This is a genomic window from Rubrivirga litoralis, from assembly GCF_031846415.1.
Classification (GTDB): Bacteria; Bacteroidota; Rhodothermia; order Rhodothermales; family Rubricoccaceae; genus Rubrivirga; species Rubrivirga litoralis.
The window spans coordinates 1-18,341 of sequence record NZ_JAVRHT010000051.1 but is presented as its reverse complement, the minus strand read 5'-3'; the positions used below and the strand labels follow the sequence as shown (position 1 = coordinate 18,341).

The window sequence follows — 18,341 nt, the reverse complement described above, 5'->3', positions numbered from 1 at the left end:
ATCACCACCCCGCCCACGCCACGGGCGGGGCGGTCGCCGTAGCGGCGTTGCATGCAACGCCGTCGGGCCGCGGCGCCCGGGCGGGGCGGCGTCTTTCTCCGGCCGCCCCGCCCGCATCATCCACCACCCCTAGCCCCTCCTGTCCAGGAGGGGGACTCCTCCCACCCCGCCCGCTGCTCGCCGCACGCTGTCCCCGCGGGCGGCGCGGAACAAACCTGGCACGTCGCCTCGCCCGCGCGATCCCTCATCCCTCATCCCTCATCCCTCATCCACGCCGGCCACAGCGCCTCGGCCAGCGCCCAGTCCGACGGCCGCGTCAGCTTGAGGTTGCGGGCGTCGCCCTCGACGATGCGGACCGGGTAGCCGGCGCCCTGCAAGAGCCCGACCTCGTCCGTGGCGACCGAGCGCCCCGCGTTCGCGTGCGCCCGCACGAGCCAGTCGCGGCGGGCGCCCTGCGGCGTCTGCATGGCCCACAGGCCGTCGCGCGGGACGGTCTCGCCGAACAGCGGCCCCGCCCCGCCCTGCCGCAGCGTGTCAGCGACGGGGACGGCCGCCGCGGCCGCCCCGCCCGCGCGGGCCGCCGCGACCACACGCGAGACGACGTCGGCCGAGACGAACGGGCGCACGGCGTCGTGGACCAGGACGAGGTTGACGTCTGCGGGGAGCGCCGCCACGCCGTTCGCCACCGACGCCTGCCGCGTCGGCCCGCCCGCGACGACGGCGGCCGCGGCGCCGTGCTCGCGGAGCCGCGCGCCCGCCGCCGCCTCCTCGCCCGCCGGCACGACCACGACGGCCGCCCCCAGGGCGGGGTGGCGCGCGAACGCGCGGAGCGTCTGCACGAGGACGGGCGCCCCGCCCAACAGGCGGAACTGCTTGGGCACGTCGCCCCCCATCCGCCGCCCCGCCCCGCCCGCGGGCAGCACGACGCCAAAGGTGTCGGTCATGGGGGCGGGGTGGTCGTGGTCGGGGCGGGGGAACGGAGTGGAGGGCGGGGCGGCCGGACGTCAGCGGCGGCTGCCGTTCTCCCCCTTCCCTTACAAGATCAGCATCGCGTCGCCGAACGCGAACAGGCGGTACTCCTCGCGGACGGCCTCCTCGTAGGCGTGCCGCAGCAGGGAGTAGCCCGCGAACGCCGCCTTCATCATGAACAGCGTCGAGCGGGGCGGGTGGAAGTTGGCCAGGAGCCGCTCGGTGACGTGGAACGTGTGCGTCGGGTAGATGAACGCGTCGGTCCACCCCGCCCCCGCCCGGAGCGTGCGGTGGGCCGAGAGCGACGACTCGAGCGCCCGGACGGTCGTCGTGTCGCAGGCGGTGACCGTAGCCTCGCGGCTCGCGAGCGCGCGGTTGACCGACTCGACGGCGCCCGCGCCGACCTGGAAGCACTCCGACGCCATGCGGTGCTTCGAGAGATCCTCGACCTCGACCGACTGGAACGAGCCCAGCCCGCTGTGGAGCGTGACCGTCTCGACGCGGGCGCCCCGCGCGCGGAGGGTGCGGAGGAGGCCAGGCGTAAAGTGGAGGCCGGCCGACGGCGCCGCGACGGCGCCCCGCTCCGCCGCGAACACGGTCTGGTAGCGGACGCTGTCGGCCAGCTCGGACGACCGGCGGAGGTAGGGCGGGATGGGCGTCTCGCCGATCCGGTCGATGGCGTCGTAGAGCTCGGCCGGCGTGCCGTCGAAGATGAGCCGGAGCGTCCGTCCCCGGCTCGTCGTGTTGTCGAGGACCTCGGCGGCGAGACGGTCCGAGAACACGAGCTTGTTGCCGACGCGGACCTTCCGGGCGGGGTCCACCACGGTGTCCCACAACCGGCTCTCGGCGCTCAGCTCGCGGAGCAGGAAGACCTCGACGCGGGCGCCCGTCGTCTCTTTGGTTCCCCGGAGCCGGGCGGGAAACACCATCGTGTCGTTCGCCACCAGCACGTCGCCCTCAGAAAAGTAGTCGGGCAGGTCCCCGACCGTCCGGTGCTCGACGGTCCCCGCCGCCCGGTCGACGACCATGAGCCGGGCGGCGTCGCGGGGCTCGGCCGGGTAGGCCGCGATCAGCCCGCGGGGGTACTCGTAGTCGAAGTCGCTCAGCCGGAGCGTGCGGTGCAGGAAAGGCGGGGGCGCAACGACCATGAGGAGCCGGGTCACGAGGGGGAGCGAGCCACCGCCAAGCCCGCACCAAAACATGGAGCGACCGGGAATACAGGCGGATGACGGAGCGCCAACCGCCCCCACGGCCCGGGAGACCGGCCGCCCCGCCCTCGTCGCGGGGGTCGCCGCCCCGCCCGGAGCTACGGGCGGGGCGGGAGGACGCGGCCCGTGACCTCGCCGAACCCGACGGCGACGCCGTCGCGCCGCGCCTCGCCCGTGATCGTTACGCGGTCGCCGTCTTCGAGGAACGTGCGCGTCTCGCCGCCCGGGAGGCTCAGCGGGTTCTTGCCGCTCCACGTCATCTCCAGGAGCGACCCGTAGCTGCCCGGGTCCTCGCCCGAGATCGTCCCGCTCGCCATGAGGTCGCCCGGCCGTGCGTTGCAGCCGTTGACCGTGTGGTGAGCCAGCTGCTGCTCGGGGCTCCAGTAGAGGTTGCGCGCCGTCGTCTGCGCGACGACCTCCCCGCCCTCGTCCATCGACGAGGTCTGGAGCCGGACTTCGAGGTCGACGTCGAGCGCCCGCGGTCCGCGCTGGCGGAGGTACGGGAGCGGCTCGGGGTTGCCGGCCGTCGCGTCCTGCGGCTCGCCGTCGACGCGGAACGGCGCGAGCGCCTCGTACGGGACCACCCACGGCGAGACCGACGTGGCGAAGCTCTTGCCCAGGAACGGCCCGAGCGGGACGTACTCCCACTTCTGGATGTCGCGGGCGCTCCAGTCGTTGACGAGCACGAACCCGAAGATGTGGCGGTCGGCGTCCGAGATCGAGATGGGGTCGCCCAACTCGTTGCCCGGTCCGACGAAGAACCCCAGTTCGAGCTCGATGTCGAGCCGCTTTGACGGCCCGAACGTCGGCGGCGCGTCGTCGTCCGGCCGTGTCTGCCCGCTCGGCCGCACGACGTCGGTCCCGCTCACGACGACCGACGAGGCCCGGCCGTGGTAGCCCACCGGCAGGTGCAGCCAGTTCGGCTTGAGCGCGTTCTCCGGCCCCCGGAACATGGTCCCCACGTTCGTCGCGTGCTGGCGCGATGAGTAGAAGTCGGTGTAGTCGCCGATGCGGGCGGGGAGGTGCATCGTGACGTCGGCGAGCGGGAGGACCGCCGCCTCGCGGACCGCCCCGCCCTCGCGGAGGGCCGGGTCGCCGCTGTCCGACAAGAGGTCCTGGAGCCGCTCGCGGACGGCCGACCACGCGTCCGGCCCGAGCGCCATGAACGCGTTGAGCGCCGGCTGCGAAAAGACGGGCGCCCGCCCCGCCCCCGCCGCCGCGACGAGCCCGTGCGTTTCGAGCGCGGCCAGGTCCACGACGTAGTCGCCCAGGCGGACGCCCACGCGGGCGCCCCCGTCGCCGTGCGAGAACACGCCGTAGGGCAAGTTGTGGAGGCCGAAGCCGGAGTCAGCGGGGACGTCGAGGAAGGGGTTCATATCCAGGGAGTCGGTGGGTCGGTAGAGATCGGTGGGTCAGAGAGAGCCCTGGGGAGCGGTTCATGCTGTAAGCGCCGCGCCGCTCGTCGGAAGCGTCGGGCGGGGTGGGCGGCTCAACCGGACGTCCCGCCCCGCCCGCAACGGGCCTACTGATCGTCCTGACTCACTGATCCACCGACCCACGGCCCTACCGGATCCAGCCGAGGGCGCGGAGGTCCTCGCGGGGCTCGTCGAACGAGCACGAGCCGTAGCTGAGCGCGAACTGCTCGCGCGCGTCGGCGACCTCGGGCGGGGTGGTCTGGAGCGAGCGCCACCCGAGGCCGTCGTCGTCCAGGCGCCAGTGCGCGGCGTCGGCGTCGTCCAGGACTTCGGCGAGGTCGCTCGCGCTCAGCCCATGGACACGCGCCAGGATCGCCCCGCCGAACACGTTGACGAACCCGTGCATGGTCGCGCCGACGGCCTCGTCGTCGTTGCGGAACGGGTGGTGGAGCCCGGCGGTCGCCTTGAACGGGGCGCCGCCGTCGCGGGCCGTCGCCAGCGCCTCGGCCAGCGCCTCGACGCCGGGGACGAGGTCAGGCGTGACGCCGCCGCACCGGAGCTTGAGCGCGAACGCGGGCCGCCCCGCCCGCCCGTTCGCGTCGGCCACGGCCTGCGCCGCCGGCCCGACCGTGCCGGGGTGTTCGAGAAACGGGACCTCGACGGCCGCGCGCGGAGGCGTGGCGGCCCCGTCGCGGAAGGCGGCGTCGAGCTCGCCCAGGGCCTCGGCGAGCCGGTCGGCGTCAGAGGCGAGCGCGGCGGGGAGGCGGAGCTCGAAGCGGTCGCAGGCGACCTGGGCGGGGTGGCGGCGCTCGAAGGCGCGGGCGTCGTCGAGCGTGCGGCGCGCGGCGGCGGCCCAGGCCTCCGCCCCGCCCTCGTCCGGCGCGTGGCCCAGCACGGAAAACCGGGCGGGCGGGGCGGCCGCGAACAGGTCGGCAAAGGCGTCGAGGTCGTCCAGGCGCCCGGCCGGGACGATAAACCGGGCGAGCATCCAGGCGTCCGCCCCGCCCCGGTACGCCGCGAAGTTGCGGACGGCGGGCCCGAGGTCGAGGGCGGCCGGCGGGAACAGGCCGGCGTAGTCGACGAGGTCGGCGAGGAAGGCGCGGGGGCCGGGAGACATGGCGGGCGGGGCGGCGGCGCGGGGCCGGAGGGACCCACGGGCGTAGTTTTGCGTCTGAGAACATACGGCGCTCCCCCGAGCGCCTCCCATCTGCCCCGCGCCTACCGCTACGACCATGCGCTCCCGCCTCTCTCCTTTCCTCACTCTCCTGGCTCTCGTCGCCTTTACCGCCGGCTGCACGGCGGCGGGCGGCTCTACCAGCAGCAGCCCTGAAGTCGGGGCCGCCCAGTTGGCCATCGCCCAGGGCAACTTCGACTCTGCGGTCACGAGCCTCGACGCGGCGCTCGCGGCCAACCCCCAGGACGTCGACGCCCTCGTCCTCCTCGCCGACGTCCGCCGGCAGCAGGCCGAGGCGGCCGCTGACCCGGCCCTGAAGCTCGAAGCGCTCCAGGCCGCGCTCGACGCCGTCCGCCGTGCGCAGGAGGTGGCCCCCGAGGACGAGGAGGTCCGCAACGCGGCCCTCAACCTGTGGGCCACGTCGGTCAACGCCGGCAACGACCTCATCCGCGACCCCGACGCCGACAACGTCGTCGCCGCCGAGCTGTTCGAGATCGGCACGATGGCCTCGCCGGACTCCGTCCAGGGCTACTACGGGATGGGCCTCGCCCGTCTCCGTGGCGCCGACGCCGCGAACGCCGTCGACCCGCTCCGCCGGGCCGCTGAGCTCTCGCCGAACGACCCCGGCCCGGCCATCTACTACGGCCGCGCGCTCCTCTTCTCGGACCAGGCGGCCGACGCCGTCACCGTGCTCGAGGCCGCAAGCGCCCAGTTCCCGGACGACGAGGACATCGAGACGACGCTCCTCAACGCGTACGCCCGGAGCGGCCAGACCGACCGCGCCATCGAGCGCTACGAGCAGTCGATCCAGGCGCTCCCGACCGACCCCGTCGTGCGCTACAACTACGGCGCGCTTCTCCTGCAGGCCGAGCGGTTCGACGACGCCATCGAGCAGCTTGAGCGGGCGACGGAGCTCGACGGCACGAACGTCGATGCGTTCTACAACCTCGGCGCCGCCTACCAGAACAAGGCGGCCGCGCTCAACGAGCAGGCCAACACGACCGAGGACGACGCCGAGTCGGCTCGGCTGACGGGCGAGCGGGACGAGAACCTGGAGGCGGCACTCCCGTACCTCCAGCGCGCCCGCGAGATCTCGGCCGGGACCGACAACGAGGCCGACGCGTGCTCGGCGCTCTTCCGCGTCTACACTCAGCTCGGGCGGATCTCGGAGGCCGAGGTCGTCTCGGAGTGCGCCGGCATCTCGATGAACTAGGCGGAGCGGGGCGGGGTGGCGCTTTAGGCCGCCCCGCCCGACTTTAGACTTCCCTCGGCGGGGGCACGGCACGTCCGCGCCCCCGCCGTTTTCTTCCCCCCCTCTGTATGTCCTCCACCCCGCCCCCCACCAACGGCGCCCACGTCGTCGACGCCGTTTCCGACGCCCCGCCCGACGCGCTCGGCTCTCCCGAGGCCGACCTCGGCTTCGGCACGCGGGCCATCCACGCCGGGCAGGCCCCGGACCCCACGACGGGCGCCATCATGACGCCGGTCTACCTCACGAGCACCTACGTGCAGGAGGCGCCCGACGTCCACAAGGGGTACGACTACGCCCGCGTGGGCAACCCGACGCGGACGGCGCTCGAGGCCAACCTGGCCTCGCTCGAAGGCGCCGCCCACGGGGTCGCGTTCGCGTCCGGCGTGGCCGGCATCGACGCCATCCTCCGGCGGCTCCGGCCCGGCGACCACGTCGTGTCCACGAACGACCTCTACGGCGGGACCTACCGGCTGATGCGCCAGGTGTGGGAGCCGTTCGGCGTCGAGTTCACGTTCGTCGACCTGGGGAGCCCGGACGACCTCGACGCGGCCATCACCGACGCCACGAAGCTGGTCTGGATCGAGACGCCGACCAACCCGCTCCTCCGCGTCTACGACATCGCCGCGCTGTGCGACGTGGCGCACGCATGCGGCGTCGACGTGGCCGTCGACAACACGTTCGCCTCGCCCTACCTCCAGACGCCGCTCGCGCTCGGCGCCGACCTCGTCCTGCACTCGACGACGAAGTACCTCGGCGGGCACTCGGACGTCGTGGGCGGGGCGGTGCTCACGTCGAGCGACGAGTGGGCCGACCACCTCCGGTTCCAGATCAAGGCGGCAGGCGCGGCGCCCGGCCCGCTCGACTGCTTCCTCCTGCTGCGGGCGACAAAGACGCTCCACCTGCGCATGGAGCGGCACTGCCAGAACGCGCGCGCCGTGGCCCACTTTCTCCGCGGCCACGACGGCGTGGCTCGCGTGATGTGGCCGGGCTTCGAGGACCACCCCGCCCACGACGTCGCCGCGCGCCAGATGCGCGACTTTGGCGGCATGGTGTCGCTGGTCCTGGAGGACGACGAGGTCGAGACGGCGGTCCGCTTTATGCAGGCGCTCCGCGTGTTCTCGCTGGCCGAGAGCCTGGGCGGGGTGGAGAGCCTCGTGTCGCACCCGTCGACGATGACGCACGGCTCGATCCCCGGCGACGTCCGCCGCGCGGCCGGGCTCCCCGACAGCCTGGTGCGCCTGAGCGTGGGCGTCGAGGACGAAGCCGACCTCGTGGCCGACCTCGACCGGGCGCTCGCGTCGCTCTAGCGCCCCCGACCGCCCCGCCCCAGCGCGATCCTACAGCGGACTCGCTGTCGCCGTGCCCGCCCCATCCCCCTCCGCCCCACCCGCCGCCCCGCCCGATGCCGAGGGCGGGGCGGACGCTGACGCCGCGCCCGCTGCCAGGACGCGGGTCAACGACATCGCGCTCGCCCGCTTCGAGCGGTGGGCGCTCCCGGCGATGGCCCGGCGCTTGCCACCGTGGGTCGGGCCAGACACGCTGACGGCGACGGCGCTCGTCGGCGCCGTGCTCGCGTTCGCCGGCTACGCGCTGGCGGGGCGGAGCCTGGCCTTCGTCCACCTCGCGTCGTTCGGGCTCGTGCTCAACTGGTGGGGCGACAGCCTCGACGGAACGGTCGCGCGCGTCCGCCAGATCCGGCGCGAGCGGTACGGGTTCTACGTCGACCACGTCTGCGACGTGGCGACGGTCGCGCTCTTGTTCGGCGGGCTAGGGGCAGGGCCGCTCCTGCGGCTCGACCTCGCGCTCGGGCTGGGCGCCGTCGTGCTCATGCTGTTCAACCTCGTGAACCTGGTCACGATCGCGCGCGGCGTGTTCAAGATCTCGTTCGCCGGCGTCGGCCCGACGGAGGGCCGCCTCGTCCTCATCGCGGCGAACACCGGCCTGTGGCTGGCGGGTAACCCGACCGTGTCGGTGGCGGGGTGGAGCGGGACCGTGTTCGACGCGCTCGCGGCCGTCGCCGTCGTCGTGCTCCTCGCGGCGTGGCTGGTGGCGGCCGTCCGCGAGGGGCTTCTGATGGCGCGGCTCGACCCCCGCCCCGCCCCCGGCCAGGACGGCTACGCCGACGACCCGACGGGCCAGGGCCTCGGCCCAGCCTCCGGCGGGCGGGGCGGCCTGTCCTCTGACGACGGCGCATAGGGCGGGGCGGGGCTACGACTCTACGCGAATCTCGTCGCCGGGGCGGACGGTGCCTTCGGCGAGGACGCGCGCGTACCACCGCGTCTCATCGGGCACGCGCTTGGGCTGGATGCGCTTAAAGCCGCCGTCGGCGAACGAGTCCGCGATCGTCCGGCACGGCTCGACGCGCGTCGTGAGCTGGAGCCGGACCGCCCCGCCCACGGCCAGCACGGCGTCGGGCGCGAGGGCCGACCAGTCCAGCCCGGCGACGGTCAGGTTCTCGCCCGTGGACCCGGGGAAGACCGGGTGGCCCTCCGCCTGGAGCGCCTGGACGAGGTCGAGCGAGAACAGGCACACGGCCCGCTCCGGCCCGCCGTGGATCTTGGGATGGTTTACGGCATCGCCCTCAAGCCCGCCCCGCCCGACGAACGCGGACGCTACGGCGCGCTTGGGCACGCCGCCGGGCGAGACGTTGATCTGGAGCACGCGAGCGGACATCGGAAGGCGGAAGGCGGAAGGCGGAAGGCGGAAGGCGGAAGGCGGAAGATGCCTACCCCGCCCGGCCTCAGCACGCGGGCGGGGCGGAAGACGGCCGAAATGTCAGCGGGCAGCGAGCAGAAGACGACCGCCCCGCCCGCGCCGAGGGCGGGGCGGCCGTAGTTGCATGCAACGCCGTCGGGCACGCCGTCGGGCGATCCGTACACGGGCGGGGCGGGCGCTCGTTCTCCCCGCGGGTTCGCGATGGGGCGGGGCGGCACCTCCCGCCCGCCGGCCTTGCTGAGACTTACCTCCGGTTGACCGTCCAATCGTAGTCGAACTGCACGTCGCGGTCCGCCCGCAGGTCCGCCGCCGTGCGGCCCGCGAGCGCGCGGCGGAGCGGGGCGGCGTCGGGTCGGCTCGCGAACGCGCCCGCGAGCAGGTCGCCGAGCGGACGGCGCGGCGTCTCGAAGTCGTCCGCGAACCAGTCGAACAGGGACGACAGGACCACACGGCCGCCGTCGACGCGGGCCGCTCGGGGCGAGGCCACGAACGCCCGCCACGCCCGGCCCAGGTCGGCGTCGAGCGTGGACGCTCGGAACGCCCGGCGCCCGAGCGGCGGGCACGAGACGGCCGCGCAGTTCAGCCCGACGTGGACGCGCCGGTCGACGCGGGCGGGGCGGAGCGCCTGGACCGCGCGCGGCACGGCCGCCCCGTCGACCCGGTCCTGGCGGCGGAGCGCTCCGTGCTCGATCTGGTTCAGCGTCGCCGCCCCGCCCGCGATGCGAACGGGCGTCTCGAAAAAGCGCTCGAACAGGTCCTCGTCCTCCAGATTGGCCGCGTCCGTCTGGAGGACGAGGGCGAGCACGTGGGCGTTGTACGCGTTGAGCAGGAAGGCCGTCTTCTGGTCATCCGTGCGGAGCGCGCTCGGGTCCTGCTCGGCGACGGCCGCGAGCGCGGCGTCGAGATCGGCCCGGTGCTCCCGAGCCAAAAGGCGGTAGTCGACGAGCCCGTCGGTCCCGACGACGGCGCCGAGCACGCGGTCGAGCGGCGCCTCAACGGCCGGCTGCGCCGTCGCGGACGCGGCGAGGAGCACGAGGAAAACGGCGGGGGCGGGGCGGAGCGCCCTGGCGAAACGGGTCAGCGGCATGACGGCCCAACGCCTCCACCCCGCCCCGCCGTACCTGCTACTCTCCGCCAGCCGGGCGGGGCGGCCCGACGCGGAGCGCCAGCCGCTTGACCGGCACGTCGGCGTCCGTCGTGTGGAGCACGAGCTCGACGTCGGCCGGCGACCCCGCCGGCACGGTCACGAACAGCCCGCCCGTCTGGTCCGGGAACACCGGCCGCTCGGGGAACACGACGTCGACGCCCGCCGGCGCCTCCACGCGCTCGATGCGGATCGGCCGCTCGCCTGTGTTCGCGAACCGGAACGACGTTTGCGCCTCGGCGGGTTGCGCCCCGGCGGCTTGCGCCGCCCCGCCCTCGGAGGCGACCTCGACCCGGTCGCGCTCGAACGTGAGCGAGCCCTGTGCCACCCCGCCCGCGACGAACGACGGCACGACCGTGCCCGCGATGCGGAGCGTGAGCGCCGCCGGGTCTGCCCCCTCGGCGACGACGTAGACCGTCTTCTCGAACGGCCCCGAGCGGCCCTCCGGGTCGAACGCGACCTCCACCTGCCCCTCCCCGCCCGGCGGCACCGCCGTATCGGTCCACGAGGGCGTCGTGCAGCCGCAAGCGGCCTCGACGCGCGTGAGGCGGAGCGGGGCGTCGCCCGCGTTCGTGAACCGGAACGTGTGCTGCGCGGCCTCGGCCTCGGCGATCCGGCCGAAGTCGTGGGTCGGGGCGTCGACCGCGAGCCGGCCTTGGGCAGCGGCCGCGCCAGCGGTGACGAGGAGGACGGCGAGCAGGGTGGGGAGTCGCATCATGCCTGTCAAGCGCCCGGCGGGCGGGGCGGGTTCCTCCACCCCGCCCCAACGGCTCGGCGCGGGCGGGGCGGGCACCAACGCAGACCGCCCCGCCCCTGGTCGGGGCGGGGCGGCACGGCGCGGTACACGGGCGGGGCAGGCGAGAGCACGAGCGGGGCGATCCCTCCGCTCACCCCTCTCGTCAAAACGCGAGCACCTCGCGGGCCGCCTCCAGCACGTCCTCGTCCTGCGGCAGCACGGCCTTTTCCAGCGCGTCGGCGTAGGGGATCGAGGAGAAGGCGCCGGCCACGCGCTTGACGGGCGCGTCGAGCGACCCGAACGCGGCGTCCGAGATCTGGGCGGCGATCTCGGCCCCGAAGCCCATGAACTCGTGGTCCTCGTAGGCCACGAGCACGCGGCCCGTCTTGCGCGCCGACGCGAGAACCGTCTCGCTGTCGAACGGGAGGAACGAGCGCACGTCGATGACCTCGACCGAGACGCCCTCCTTGTCGAGCGCCTTCGCGGCCGCGAGCGCCTTGTAAACGATGGCGCCCCACGTCACGATCGTGAGGTCCGTGCCCTCGCGCGCGACGCGGGCCTTGCCCAGCGGGACGAGGTAGTCGGCGTGCGGCTCCGGCGAGCGGGCCGGCCCCTGGCGGTAGAGCGCCTTGTGCTCCAGGAACAGGACCGGGTCCTCGCCGCGGATCGCGCTCTTGAGCAGGCCCTTCGCGTCGGCCGCGTTCGACGGCATGACGACCTGGAGCCCGGGGAAGTGGCCGAACAGAGCCTCGACGTTCTGGCTGTGGCAGAGGCCGCCGTGGATGTACCCGCCGGCCGGCACGCGGATGACCATCGGGCATGCCCAGTCGCCGTTCGAGCGGTAGCGCATGGAGGCCACCTGGTTACGGAGCGGCTGCATCCCGGGCCAGATGTAGTCGGCGAACTGGATCTCGACGACGGGCATGTAGCCGGCGCACGCGAGCCCGACGGCGCTCCCGATGATCGAGTGCTCGGCGAGCGGGGCGTTGAAGCAGCGGTCGCGGCCGTGCTTGGCCGTCAGCCCGCGCGTGGCCGTGAACACCCCGCCCTTGCCGCCGCCCACGTCCTCGCCGTAGACGAGCACGCGCTCGTCGCGGTCCATCTCCTCGTCGAGCGCGTGGTTGATGGCGTCGACCATGACGACGAGGTCGCCCGCCTCGCCGTCCGTCTCGTACTCGCGCGTGTCCTCGCCCTCGAAGTAGACGTGGTCCGTGGCCGTCGCCGGGTCCGGGTCGGGCTCGGCGGCGACCTCACGTGCGATCCGGTCGATCTCGACGCGGATCTCCTCCCGCATCGCCTCGACCTCGTCGTCCGTCACGATGCCGGCCTCGACGAGCCGAGCGACGAAGGCCGGGATCGGGTCACGCGCGGCGTCGGCCGAGATCGAGTCCTCCTCCCGGTACTTCCGGTGGTCGTCCGACGACGAGTGCGGCAGCAGGCGCACCACGTCGGCGTGGAGCGCGACCGGCCCCCGCCCCGCCCGGACGTGTTCGAGCGTGGCGCGGGCGACCGACGCCGACTGGAAAAAGTCGGTCCCGTCGTAGCGCGCCCGCTTCATGCCGGTGTAGCCCTCGAACAGGGGCCAAATCGAGCCGCCGGCCGTCTGCTCCGCGACCGGCACCGAGATCGCGTACTTGTTGTCCTGGACGTGGAACACGACCGGGAGCGCCTCGCGGGCGGCCCAGTTGAGCGCCTCATGGAACGCGCCCTGGCTCGTCGAGCCCTCCCCGCCCGACGCGTAGACGGCCCGCCCCGCCCCGTCCTCTTGGGCCTCGGCGTCCTCGCGCTGCACGCCGAGCCCGAACCCGACCGCCGGCAGGTACTGCGCCCCGACCGACGACGAGGTCGACATGATGTTGAGATCGCGGTGCCCAAAGTGCTCCGGCATCTGGCGGCCGCCGCCGAACGGGTCCGACGGCTTCCCAAAGTGGGCGCGCAGCACCTCCGCCGGCGTCACGCCGACGGCCAGCGCCGTGCCCAGGTCGCGGTAGTAGAAGCAGAACCAGTCGCGGCCGCCCTCGAACTCGCGGCCCAGCGCCACCTGCGACGCCTCGTGGCCGGACGAGCCGATGTGGAAAAAGCCCTTCCCCTGCTTCAAGAGCGTCAGCATCTTCTCGTCGAGCCGGCGCGACGTGAGCATCGTGCGGAGCACGTCCTTCAGCTCCTCCGGCTCGAAGTCGTCCGGCCCGAGGAGGGTCACGTCGAGGTCGCCCTCGATCTCGGCCGGGGCCGGCTCGTCGGCCTTGGCCGCGTTCGTCTCGAAGGCGAACGCGGCGTCGACCTCGCCCGTGACCTCGTCGGTGTCGTCGGTCACGGCGTCCGCCCCGCCCGCGGCGGAGGGCGGGGCGGCGTCGGCGTTCGCGGCGCCGTCGCCCGCCTCCTCGTCCGGGAGGAGAAGCGGACGGGCCGTGTAGCGGGCGGGGCGGTCGGGGGAGGTCTCGGGGTCCATAGCCATAGAGGGAGAGAGAGGACGTGAACGCGAATGCTCGGCGGCCTCGCGCCACCGCGCGCAAGATACGCGGCGGCCCCGCGATGCCCCTCCGGCTCCGCCCGACTCTCCCGCCCCGCCCCCGATCCGGCCGCGCCGACCACCCGCCCCGGCTCTCCCGCCCCGCCCCTGCGCCGAGGGCGGGGCGGGTGCCGCTCCGCCCGGTCCACCGCCCCGCTCCCGACGTGCAGCGGGCGGGGCGGCCACCGCCGATCGCGCCCCGCCCCGGGGGTCGGAGAGAAGCCGCTACGCCCTCGCCGCGACCGCCTCGGTCACCTGGCCGTCGCCGCCGGCCGGGGCCAGCGGGAGCTCGAACCAGAACCGCGTGCCCCGCCCCTTCGTGCTCTCGACGTGGATGGTCTCGCCGTGGGCTTCGAGGATCTGCTTGACGATGGCCAGCCCCAGCCCGGTCCCCCCCTCCTTGCGCGAGCGCGCCGTATCGACCCGATAGAAGCGGTCGAACACGCGGTCGAGGTGATCGGCCGAGATGCCGCGCCCCGTGTCTACGACCTCGATGCGGGCCTTGTCCAGGTGCCGCCGCATCCGGCACCGCACGGACCCCTGGTCGGAGTACGCGATCGCGTTGTCGATCAGGTTCGTGAGCACCTGCCGCACCCGGTTCCGGTCGGCGTGGACGGCGAGGCTGGGGTTGTCGTAGGCCAGCTCGAGCATCTTCTCGTTCGCCTTCGGCTCAAGCATCTCGCCCACCTCCTCGATCAGGTCCTGGAGGTCGAACGTCGTCGGGCGGATCATGTCCTCGCGGTACTCCAGCCGGGCGATCTCGATGAGGTCCGAGAACAGGCTGTTCAGGCGCTGGAGGTTGGCGAGCCCCTTGTGCGCGTACTTTTTGCGCTGATCGGGCGCGAGCGAGTCCGACGCGAGCGCCTCGAGGTACCCGAACACGGCGTGGATCGGGTTTTTGACCTCGTGGCCCACGTTGCCGATAAACTCGTTCTGGACCCGCTGCATCCGCTGGAGCTCGTGGATGTCGTTGCGGAACCGCCCCGCCATGTGGTTCAGGCTCCGGGCGAGGTCCTGGAACTCGGCCGCCCGCGTCTTGACCTGGATCCGCCCGTCGAGGTCGCCCTCGTTGATCCGCTGGGCGCTCCGCGTGATGGCCTGGAGCGGCCGCGTCACGCGCCGCGCGGCGAGCCACGCCCCGAGCAGCGCGAGCACGAGGGCCAGCGCCATGCCCACGGCGAGCACGGCCTGGACGCGCTGGATGGCGACGAGGAGCGGCGGGAGCGGCTCACCCAGGCGCACGAGCAGCCCGCTCTCCGGCCGGTACAGCGCCACGTAGAGCCGCTCCTCCCCGCCCGGCCCGGCCCGCTCGGCGAACCCGACGTGGTCGACCGCCGAGAGCGCGGCGGCCACCTCGGGGCTGTCGAAGAACGCGCCGCCGTCGGTCCGCGCGGCCTCCCCGCCCGCCTGGAAGTCGCCGAGCACCTCGTCGGTCGTGGCCACGGCCACGTCGACGTTCGTGAGCCCGGCGATCTGCGCGCCGACGGCGAGCCGCGAGGCCCGGTCAGGGACCGCCTCGAGCTGGACGGCGAACCGGGCGGCTTGGTCGCGGAGCGTGGCCCGCTCGGCCTCGCCGATCTGCCCACGCAGCACGAGGAACGAGTACAGCCCGACCCCGACCACAGCCAGGCCCACGAACACCGCGAACGTGAGCATCATCCACGTCTGGGTCGAGGCCCGGCGCGGGTAGAACAGCTCGCGGACAGTGCGCCAGCGCATAGGGGGTGACGGGCTAGGAGTGACGGGTGACGGGCAAAGGCTCTGTACTGATCACCCGTCGCTCGTCACGCTTCCTGCTCGGCCTCCTCGACGAAGCGGTAGCCCACGCCGCGGACGGTCTGGATGTGCTTGGCGAACTCGCCCAGCTTTTCGCGGAGGTTCTTGATGTGAGCGTCGACGGTCCGCTCGGTCACCATCATGGCGTCCTTCCAGATCGTCTCCAGCAGCTGCTGGCGCGTGAACGCCTTGCGCGGGTGGCGGACGAGGTAGCGGAGCAGCTCGAACTCCGTCAGCGTGAGGCCGAGGTCGTCGCCGTCGAGCGTCGCGCGGTACTCGTCCTCGTAGATCGTGAGGCCGGACGTCGAGAGCGTCTTCGACTCCTCGGTCCCGGTCCGCCGGAGGACGGCGCGGAGGTTGGCGAGGACCACCTTGGGGCTGACCGGCTTGGTCAGGTACTGGTCGGCGTTTTCGAGGCCCTGGAGCTGGTCCTGCTCCTCGGTCTTCGCCGTCATCATGATGATCGGGATCGTTTCAGTCTCGACCCGGCCGCGCAGGCGCTTGGCGATCTCGAACCCGCTCATGCCCGGGAGCATGACGTCGAGGAGGATGGCGTCGACGTCGGGGCCGGCCTTGCTCAGCGCCTCGTCGGCGTCGAACGCGGTGAGGACGTTGTAGCCCGCCTCGCGGAGGAAGTGGGAGACGATCTCGACCACGTCCTCCTCGTCGTCGACGACGAGAACGGTGATCTCCTGGGGGGTGGACGTAGCCATGTGGACGGGGGCAGACCCAAAGGGCGTGGTGAGGGGAATTGTGAAGATACCAACCCGCTCGGTAGACGCGGGCGGGGCGGTCCGGTTCTCCTCCACCGGCCGCCCCGCCCCCGTTTATCCCGCATTCTGGCCCCGGAACACGCGGGGGACGCGCGCGGCGAGGCCGCACGTGAGCTCGTACGCCATCGTCCCGGCCGCCGCCGCGGCCTCCTCGGCGCTCGGGCCGCCCCGCCCGAACACGACCGCCTCGTCGCCGCGCGCGACCGCCCCGCCCGGGCCGTCGGGGGCGCCCAGGTCCACGAGCAGGAGGTCCATGCACACGCGCCCGGCGACGGGGAAGCGGCGCCCGCCGAGGCCGACCTCGCCCCGGTTCGAGAGCGCGCGGGGGACGCCGTCGGCGTAGCCGGCGGCGAGCGTTGCCACGCGCGTCGGGCGCTCGGCCGTCCACGTCCGCCCGTAGCTGACGGACTCGCCGGCGGCGACCGTCTGGACGTGGACCACGCGCGAGACGAGGCGGAGGGCGGGGCGGAGGCCGCGCATGGCGGCGTGCATGGCGGGGTCCGAGGCCAGCCCGTAGAGGACGCCGCCCAGGCGCGCGAGCGCGGGCCGCGACGTGAGCGGCGGCAGCCGCACGACAGCCGGCCCGTTGCGGACGTGGACGAGGGGCGGGGCGGCGTCGCCCAGGTCGCGGAGCACGCCGTCGAACCGGCGGACCTGCTCGAGCGCGAACGCGGCGTCGTCGCCGTCGGCCGTCGCCAGGTGCGTCCACAGCGCCTCGACGGTCACGCCGGGCGCGGCCTGGAGCCGGCGGACGGCGTCGGCGGCGGCCTCGGGCGCGAACCCCAGCCGGTGCATCCCGGTGTCGACCTTGACGTGGACCGTGAGCCCGCCCCGCTCGGCGACCGCGGCGGCGACCTCGGGCGAGGAGACGGCCGCCGTGAGGCCGTGGCGCTCGTAGGCCGCGAGCTCGCCGTCGAGCGGGGCGGCGAACACCAAGAGCGGGCCGTCGACGCCGGCCTTGCGGAGCGTGACGGCCTCGTCCAGGCGCGCGACGGCGAACCGGCGGACACCCACCCCGCCCAGCGCCCGCGCGACCGGAGCGGCCCCGTGCCCATAGGCGTTCGCTTTGACAACGGCGACGGCCTCGTCGGGCCGCGCCTTCTCCATGAGCAGGCGCGCGTTGTGGCGGATGGCGTCGAGGTCGGTCTCGGCCCAGATAGGGCCGGGCGGGGCGGGGTCGGTCATGGTCTGTCAGACCGCCCCGCCCCGCTCGGGTTCGCGGCACCGGGGCGGGGCGGAGCGCAACTCCGGGCGGGGCGGAGCGTCCACCCCGCCCTCTTGCGCCGACTCCTGCCCCGCCCGTTTTCCACCTCCGACCTCCGCGGCGCCGTCCGCCTCGTGACGGGCGCCGTGTCGGGCGTGGCCGACGTGGTCGAGGGCGTCCACGGGGCGGTCCCCGCGCCCTTCGGGCGGCGCGGGCGCGTGGGTCGCGTTGCCGGGTGGGCGTACGGCGCCGTGCGCTGGGTGACGCGCGGCGTCGGCCGCTCGCTGGACGCCGCGCTGGGCGCCGTCGGGCGGGGCGGCTCGGCAGACGGCCACCCCGCCCGGGACGCGGTCGTCGCGGCGCTCAACGGCGCGTTCGGCGACTCGCTCGCGGCGCAGGGCAACCCGCTCGCCACGCCGTTCCAGGTCCGCTACGGCGGGCGGCGGCTCGTCCTGGACACGGCGTCGGTCGCCCGCGCCGTCGCAGACCCGCGCGGTGTCCTGCTCGTGCAGATCCACGGCTTGTGCATGCACGACGGGCAGTGGGGGCGGGGCGGGGTCGACCCGGGCGCCGCGCTCGCCGACGCGCTCGGCGCCACGCGCGTAGCGGTCCGCTACAACAGCGGGCGGCACGTCTCGGAGAGCGGGCGCGACCTGGCCGTCGCGCTCGACGCGCTCGTGGCCGCGTGGCCCCGGCGCGTCCGCCGCCTCGTCGTGGTGGGGCACAGCATGGGCGGGCTCGTCGCGCGGAGCGCGCTCCACTACGCGGCCGAGGCGGGCCACGCATGGCCGGGCCTCGACGCCGCGCTCGTCACGCTGGGGACGCCCCACCACGGCGCCCCGCTCGAACGTCTGGGCAGCCTGGTCGACGCGTTCCTCGGCGCCACGCGCTACACCGCCCCGCTCGCCGCGGTCGGCCAGGCGCGGAGCGCGGGCGTGACCGACCTCCGCTTCGGGAACGTCGTGGAGGAGGACTGGGCGGGGCGGGGCCGCTTCGACCGGGCGCCGGACGCGCGCCGCCCCACGCCGCTCCCGCCGGGCGTCGCGTGCTACGTCGTCGCCGCGACGACGGGCGACGGGCGGGGCGGGGCGAGGGACCGGACGGTGGGCGACGGGCTCGTGCCGCTGGACAGCGCGCTCGGCCGCCACGCGGACCCCGCCCGCGACCTGGGCGTGCCGCCCGAGCGGCAGTGGGTGGCTGTCGGCCGGTCGCACCTCGACCTCCTGTCGGACGACGCCGTGACGGCGCGGCTGGCGTCGTGGCTTGCCCGCCCCACCCCGCCCGATTCGGCCCCGGGCGGGGCGGCGCCTTTCCAGGACCGCCCCGCCCGCCCGACAACCACCCCTACCCCCTCCTGACCAGGAGGGGGACTGCCGCCGCTCCGGTTCGACCTCCGCGTCGCCTTCGACCGCCCCGCCCAGGATTGAGCGGGGCGGGATGGAACAAACCCGGCGCCACCCCGCCCA

15 protein-coding genes are annotated in these 18,341 nt (G+C 74.4%); 4 read left to right on the top strand and 11 right to left on the bottom strand.

Features of this window, described 5'->3' with window-relative positions:
• Nucleotides 1-251: 251 nt before the first annotated feature.
• The 4 genes from ispD to RM540_RS15195 form a co-directional block, all read right to left on the bottom strand.
• Nucleotides 252-944, bottom strand: a complete 693-nt coding sequence (gene ispD / locus RM540_RS15210) for a 2-C-methyl-D-erythritol 4-phosphate cytidylyltransferase (RefSeq protein WP_311665666.1) — start codon at nucleotides 942-944, stop codon at nucleotides 252-254.
• A gap of 90 nt (nucleotides 945-1,034) precedes the next feature.
• The gene (gene queA / locus RM540_RS15205) at nucleotides 1,035-2,117 is read right to left on the bottom strand and encodes a tRNA preQ1(34) S-adenosylmethionine ribosyltransferase-isomerase QueA (protein WP_314009379.1); all 1,083 of its coding nucleotides are present in this window, start codon (nucleotides 2,115-2,117) and stop codon (nucleotides 1,035-1,037) included.
• Nucleotides 2,118-2,275: 158 nt separating this feature from the next.
• The gene (gene fahA, locus RM540_RS15200; RefSeq protein WP_311665661.1) at nucleotides 2,276-3,553 is read right to left on the bottom strand and encodes a fumarylacetoacetase; all 1,278 of its coding nucleotides are present in this window, start codon (nucleotides 3,551-3,553) and stop codon (nucleotides 2,276-2,278) included.
• Between the two features lie 187 nt (nucleotides 3,554-3,740).
• Nucleotides 3,741-4,709: a hypothetical protein gene (locus tag RM540_RS15195; protein WP_311665658.1), complete on the bottom strand. Its 969-nt coding sequence runs from the start codon at nucleotides 4,707-4,709 to the stop codon at nucleotides 3,741-3,743.
• Nucleotides 4,710-4,824: 115 nt separating this feature from the next.
• Here RM540_RS15195 and RM540_RS15190 point away from each other — a divergent pair, with 115 nt between their 5' ends.
• The 3 genes from RM540_RS15190 (at nucleotide 4,825) to RM540_RS15180 (ending at nucleotide 8,214) form a co-directional block, all read left to right on the top strand.
• A complete protein-coding gene (locus RM540_RS15190; RefSeq protein ID WP_311665656.1) occupies nucleotides 4,825-5,979 on the top strand; it encodes a tetratricopeptide repeat protein in 1,155 nt (384 codons plus the stop codon).
• Between the two features lie 107 nt (nucleotides 5,980-6,086).
• Nucleotides 6,087-7,325 (top strand): cystathionine gamma-synthase, encoded by a 1,239-nt coding sequence (locus tag RM540_RS15185; protein ID WP_311665654.1) that lies wholly within the window; start codon nucleotides 6,087-6,089, stop codon nucleotides 7,323-7,325.
• A 52-nt stretch (nucleotides 7,326-7,377) separates the two neighbouring features.
• The gene (locus tag RM540_RS15180) at nucleotides 7,378-8,214 is read left to right on the top strand and encodes a CDP-alcohol phosphatidyltransferase family protein (protein ID WP_311665651.1); all 837 of its coding nucleotides are present in this window, start codon (nucleotides 7,378-7,380) and stop codon (nucleotides 8,212-8,214) included.
• 12 nt (nucleotides 8,215-8,226) lie between these two features.
• Here the strand turns inward: RM540_RS15180 and RM540_RS15175 are convergent, their stop codons facing one another.
• From RM540_RS15175 to alr, 7 genes are all read right to left on the bottom strand, one after another.
• Nucleotides 8,227-8,691, bottom strand: a complete 465-nt coding sequence (locus RM540_RS15175; RefSeq protein ID WP_311665649.1) for an MOSC domain-containing protein — start codon at nucleotides 8,689-8,691, stop codon at nucleotides 8,227-8,229.
• A gap of 286 nt (nucleotides 8,692-8,977) precedes the next feature.
• Nucleotides 8,978-9,820, bottom strand: coding sequence for a DUF547 domain-containing protein (locus RM540_RS15170; protein ID WP_311665647.1), 843 nt, complete (start codon nucleotides 9,818-9,820; stop codon nucleotides 8,978-8,980).
• Nucleotides 9,821-9,857: 37 nt separating this feature from the next.
• Nucleotides 9,858-10,595: a DUF1573 domain-containing protein gene (locus RM540_RS15165; RefSeq protein WP_311665645.1), complete on the bottom strand. Its 738-nt coding sequence runs from the start codon at nucleotides 10,593-10,595 to the stop codon at nucleotides 9,858-9,860.
• 181 nt (nucleotides 10,596-10,776) lie between these two features.
• Nucleotides 10,777-13,062 (bottom strand): alpha-ketoacid dehydrogenase subunit alpha/beta, encoded by a 2,286-nt coding sequence (locus RM540_RS15160; RefSeq protein WP_311665643.1) that lies wholly within the window; start codon nucleotides 13,060-13,062, stop codon nucleotides 10,777-10,779.
• A gap of 285 nt (nucleotides 13,063-13,347) precedes the next feature.
• A complete protein-coding gene (locus tag RM540_RS15155) occupies nucleotides 13,348-14,841 on the bottom strand; it encodes a sensor histidine kinase (protein WP_311665641.1) in 1,494 nt (497 codons plus the stop codon).
• A gap of 65 nt (nucleotides 14,842-14,906) precedes the next feature.
• The gene (locus RM540_RS15150) at nucleotides 14,907-15,611 is read right to left on the bottom strand and encodes a winged helix-turn-helix domain-containing protein (RefSeq protein ID WP_311665640.1); all 705 of its coding nucleotides are present in this window, start codon (nucleotides 15,609-15,611) and stop codon (nucleotides 14,907-14,909) included.
• Between the two features lie 114 nt (nucleotides 15,612-15,725).
• Entirely contained in the window at nucleotides 15,726-16,856 is a 1,131-nt protein-coding gene (gene alr, locus RM540_RS15145; RefSeq protein WP_311665638.1) for an alanine racemase, read from the bottom strand.
• Nucleotides 16,857-16,949: 93 nt separating this feature from the next.
• On the opposite strand from alr, the gene RM540_RS15140 reads away from it, so the two are divergent.
• Nucleotides 16,950-18,233, top strand: coding sequence for a PGAP1-like alpha/beta domain-containing protein (locus RM540_RS15140; RefSeq protein WP_311665636.1), 1,284 nt, complete (start codon nucleotides 16,950-16,952; stop codon nucleotides 18,231-18,233).
• Nucleotides 18,234-18,341 lie beyond the last annotated feature (108 nt).

What these genes read in the sequence shown, in the direction of transcription:
- ispD (WP_311665666.1), bottom strand. Translation starts at nt 944, where the DNA reads ATGACCGACACCTTTGGCGTCGTGCTGCCCGCGGGCGGGGCGGGGCGG.
- RM540_RS15155 (WP_311665641.1), bottom strand. Translation starts at nt 14,841, where the DNA reads ATGCGCTGGCGCACTGTCCGCGAGCTGTTCTACCCGCGCCGGGCCTCG.
- RM540_RS15195 (WP_311665658.1), bottom strand. Translation starts at nt 4,709, where the DNA reads ATGTCTCCCGGCCCCCGCGCCTTCCTCGCCGACCTCGTCGACTACGCC.
- RM540_RS15150 (WP_311665640.1), bottom strand. Translation starts at nt 15,611, where the DNA reads ATGGCTACGTCCACCCCCCAGGAGATCACCGTTCTCGTCGTCGACGAC.
- alr (WP_311665638.1), bottom strand. Translation starts at nt 16,856, where the DNA reads ATGACCGACCCCGCCCCGCCCGGCCCTATCTGGGCCGAGACCGACCTC.
- queA (WP_314009379.1), bottom strand. Translation starts at nt 2,117, where the DNA reads ATGGTCGTTGCGCCCCCGCCTTTCCTGCACCGCACGCTCCGGCTGAGC.
- RM540_RS15175 (WP_311665649.1), bottom strand. Translation starts at nt 8,691, where the DNA reads ATGTCCGCTCGCGTGCTCCAGATCAACGTCTCGCCCGGCGGCGTGCCC.
- RM540_RS15170 (WP_311665647.1), bottom strand. Translation starts at nt 9,820, where the DNA reads ATGCCGCTGACCCGTTTCGCCAGGGCGCTCCGCCCCGCCCCCGCCGTT.
- RM540_RS15160 (WP_311665643.1), bottom strand. Translation starts at nt 13,062, where the DNA reads ATGGACCCCGAGACCTCCCCCGACCGCCCCGCCCGCTACACGGCCCGT.
- RM540_RS15185 (WP_311665654.1), top strand. Translation starts at nt 6,087, where the DNA reads ATGTCCTCCACCCCGCCCCCCACCAACGGCGCCCACGTCGTCGACGCC.
- RM540_RS15190 (WP_311665656.1), top strand. Translation starts at nt 4,825, where the DNA reads ATGCGCTCCCGCCTCTCTCCTTTCCTCACTCTCCTGGCTCTCGTCGCC.
- fahA (WP_311665661.1), bottom strand. Translation starts at nt 3,553, where the DNA reads ATGAACCCCTTCCTCGACGTCCCCGCTGACTCCGGCTTCGGCCTCCAC.
- RM540_RS15165 (WP_311665645.1), bottom strand. Translation starts at nt 10,595, where the DNA reads ATGATGCGACTCCCCACCCTGCTCGCCGTCCTCCTCGTCACCGCTGGC.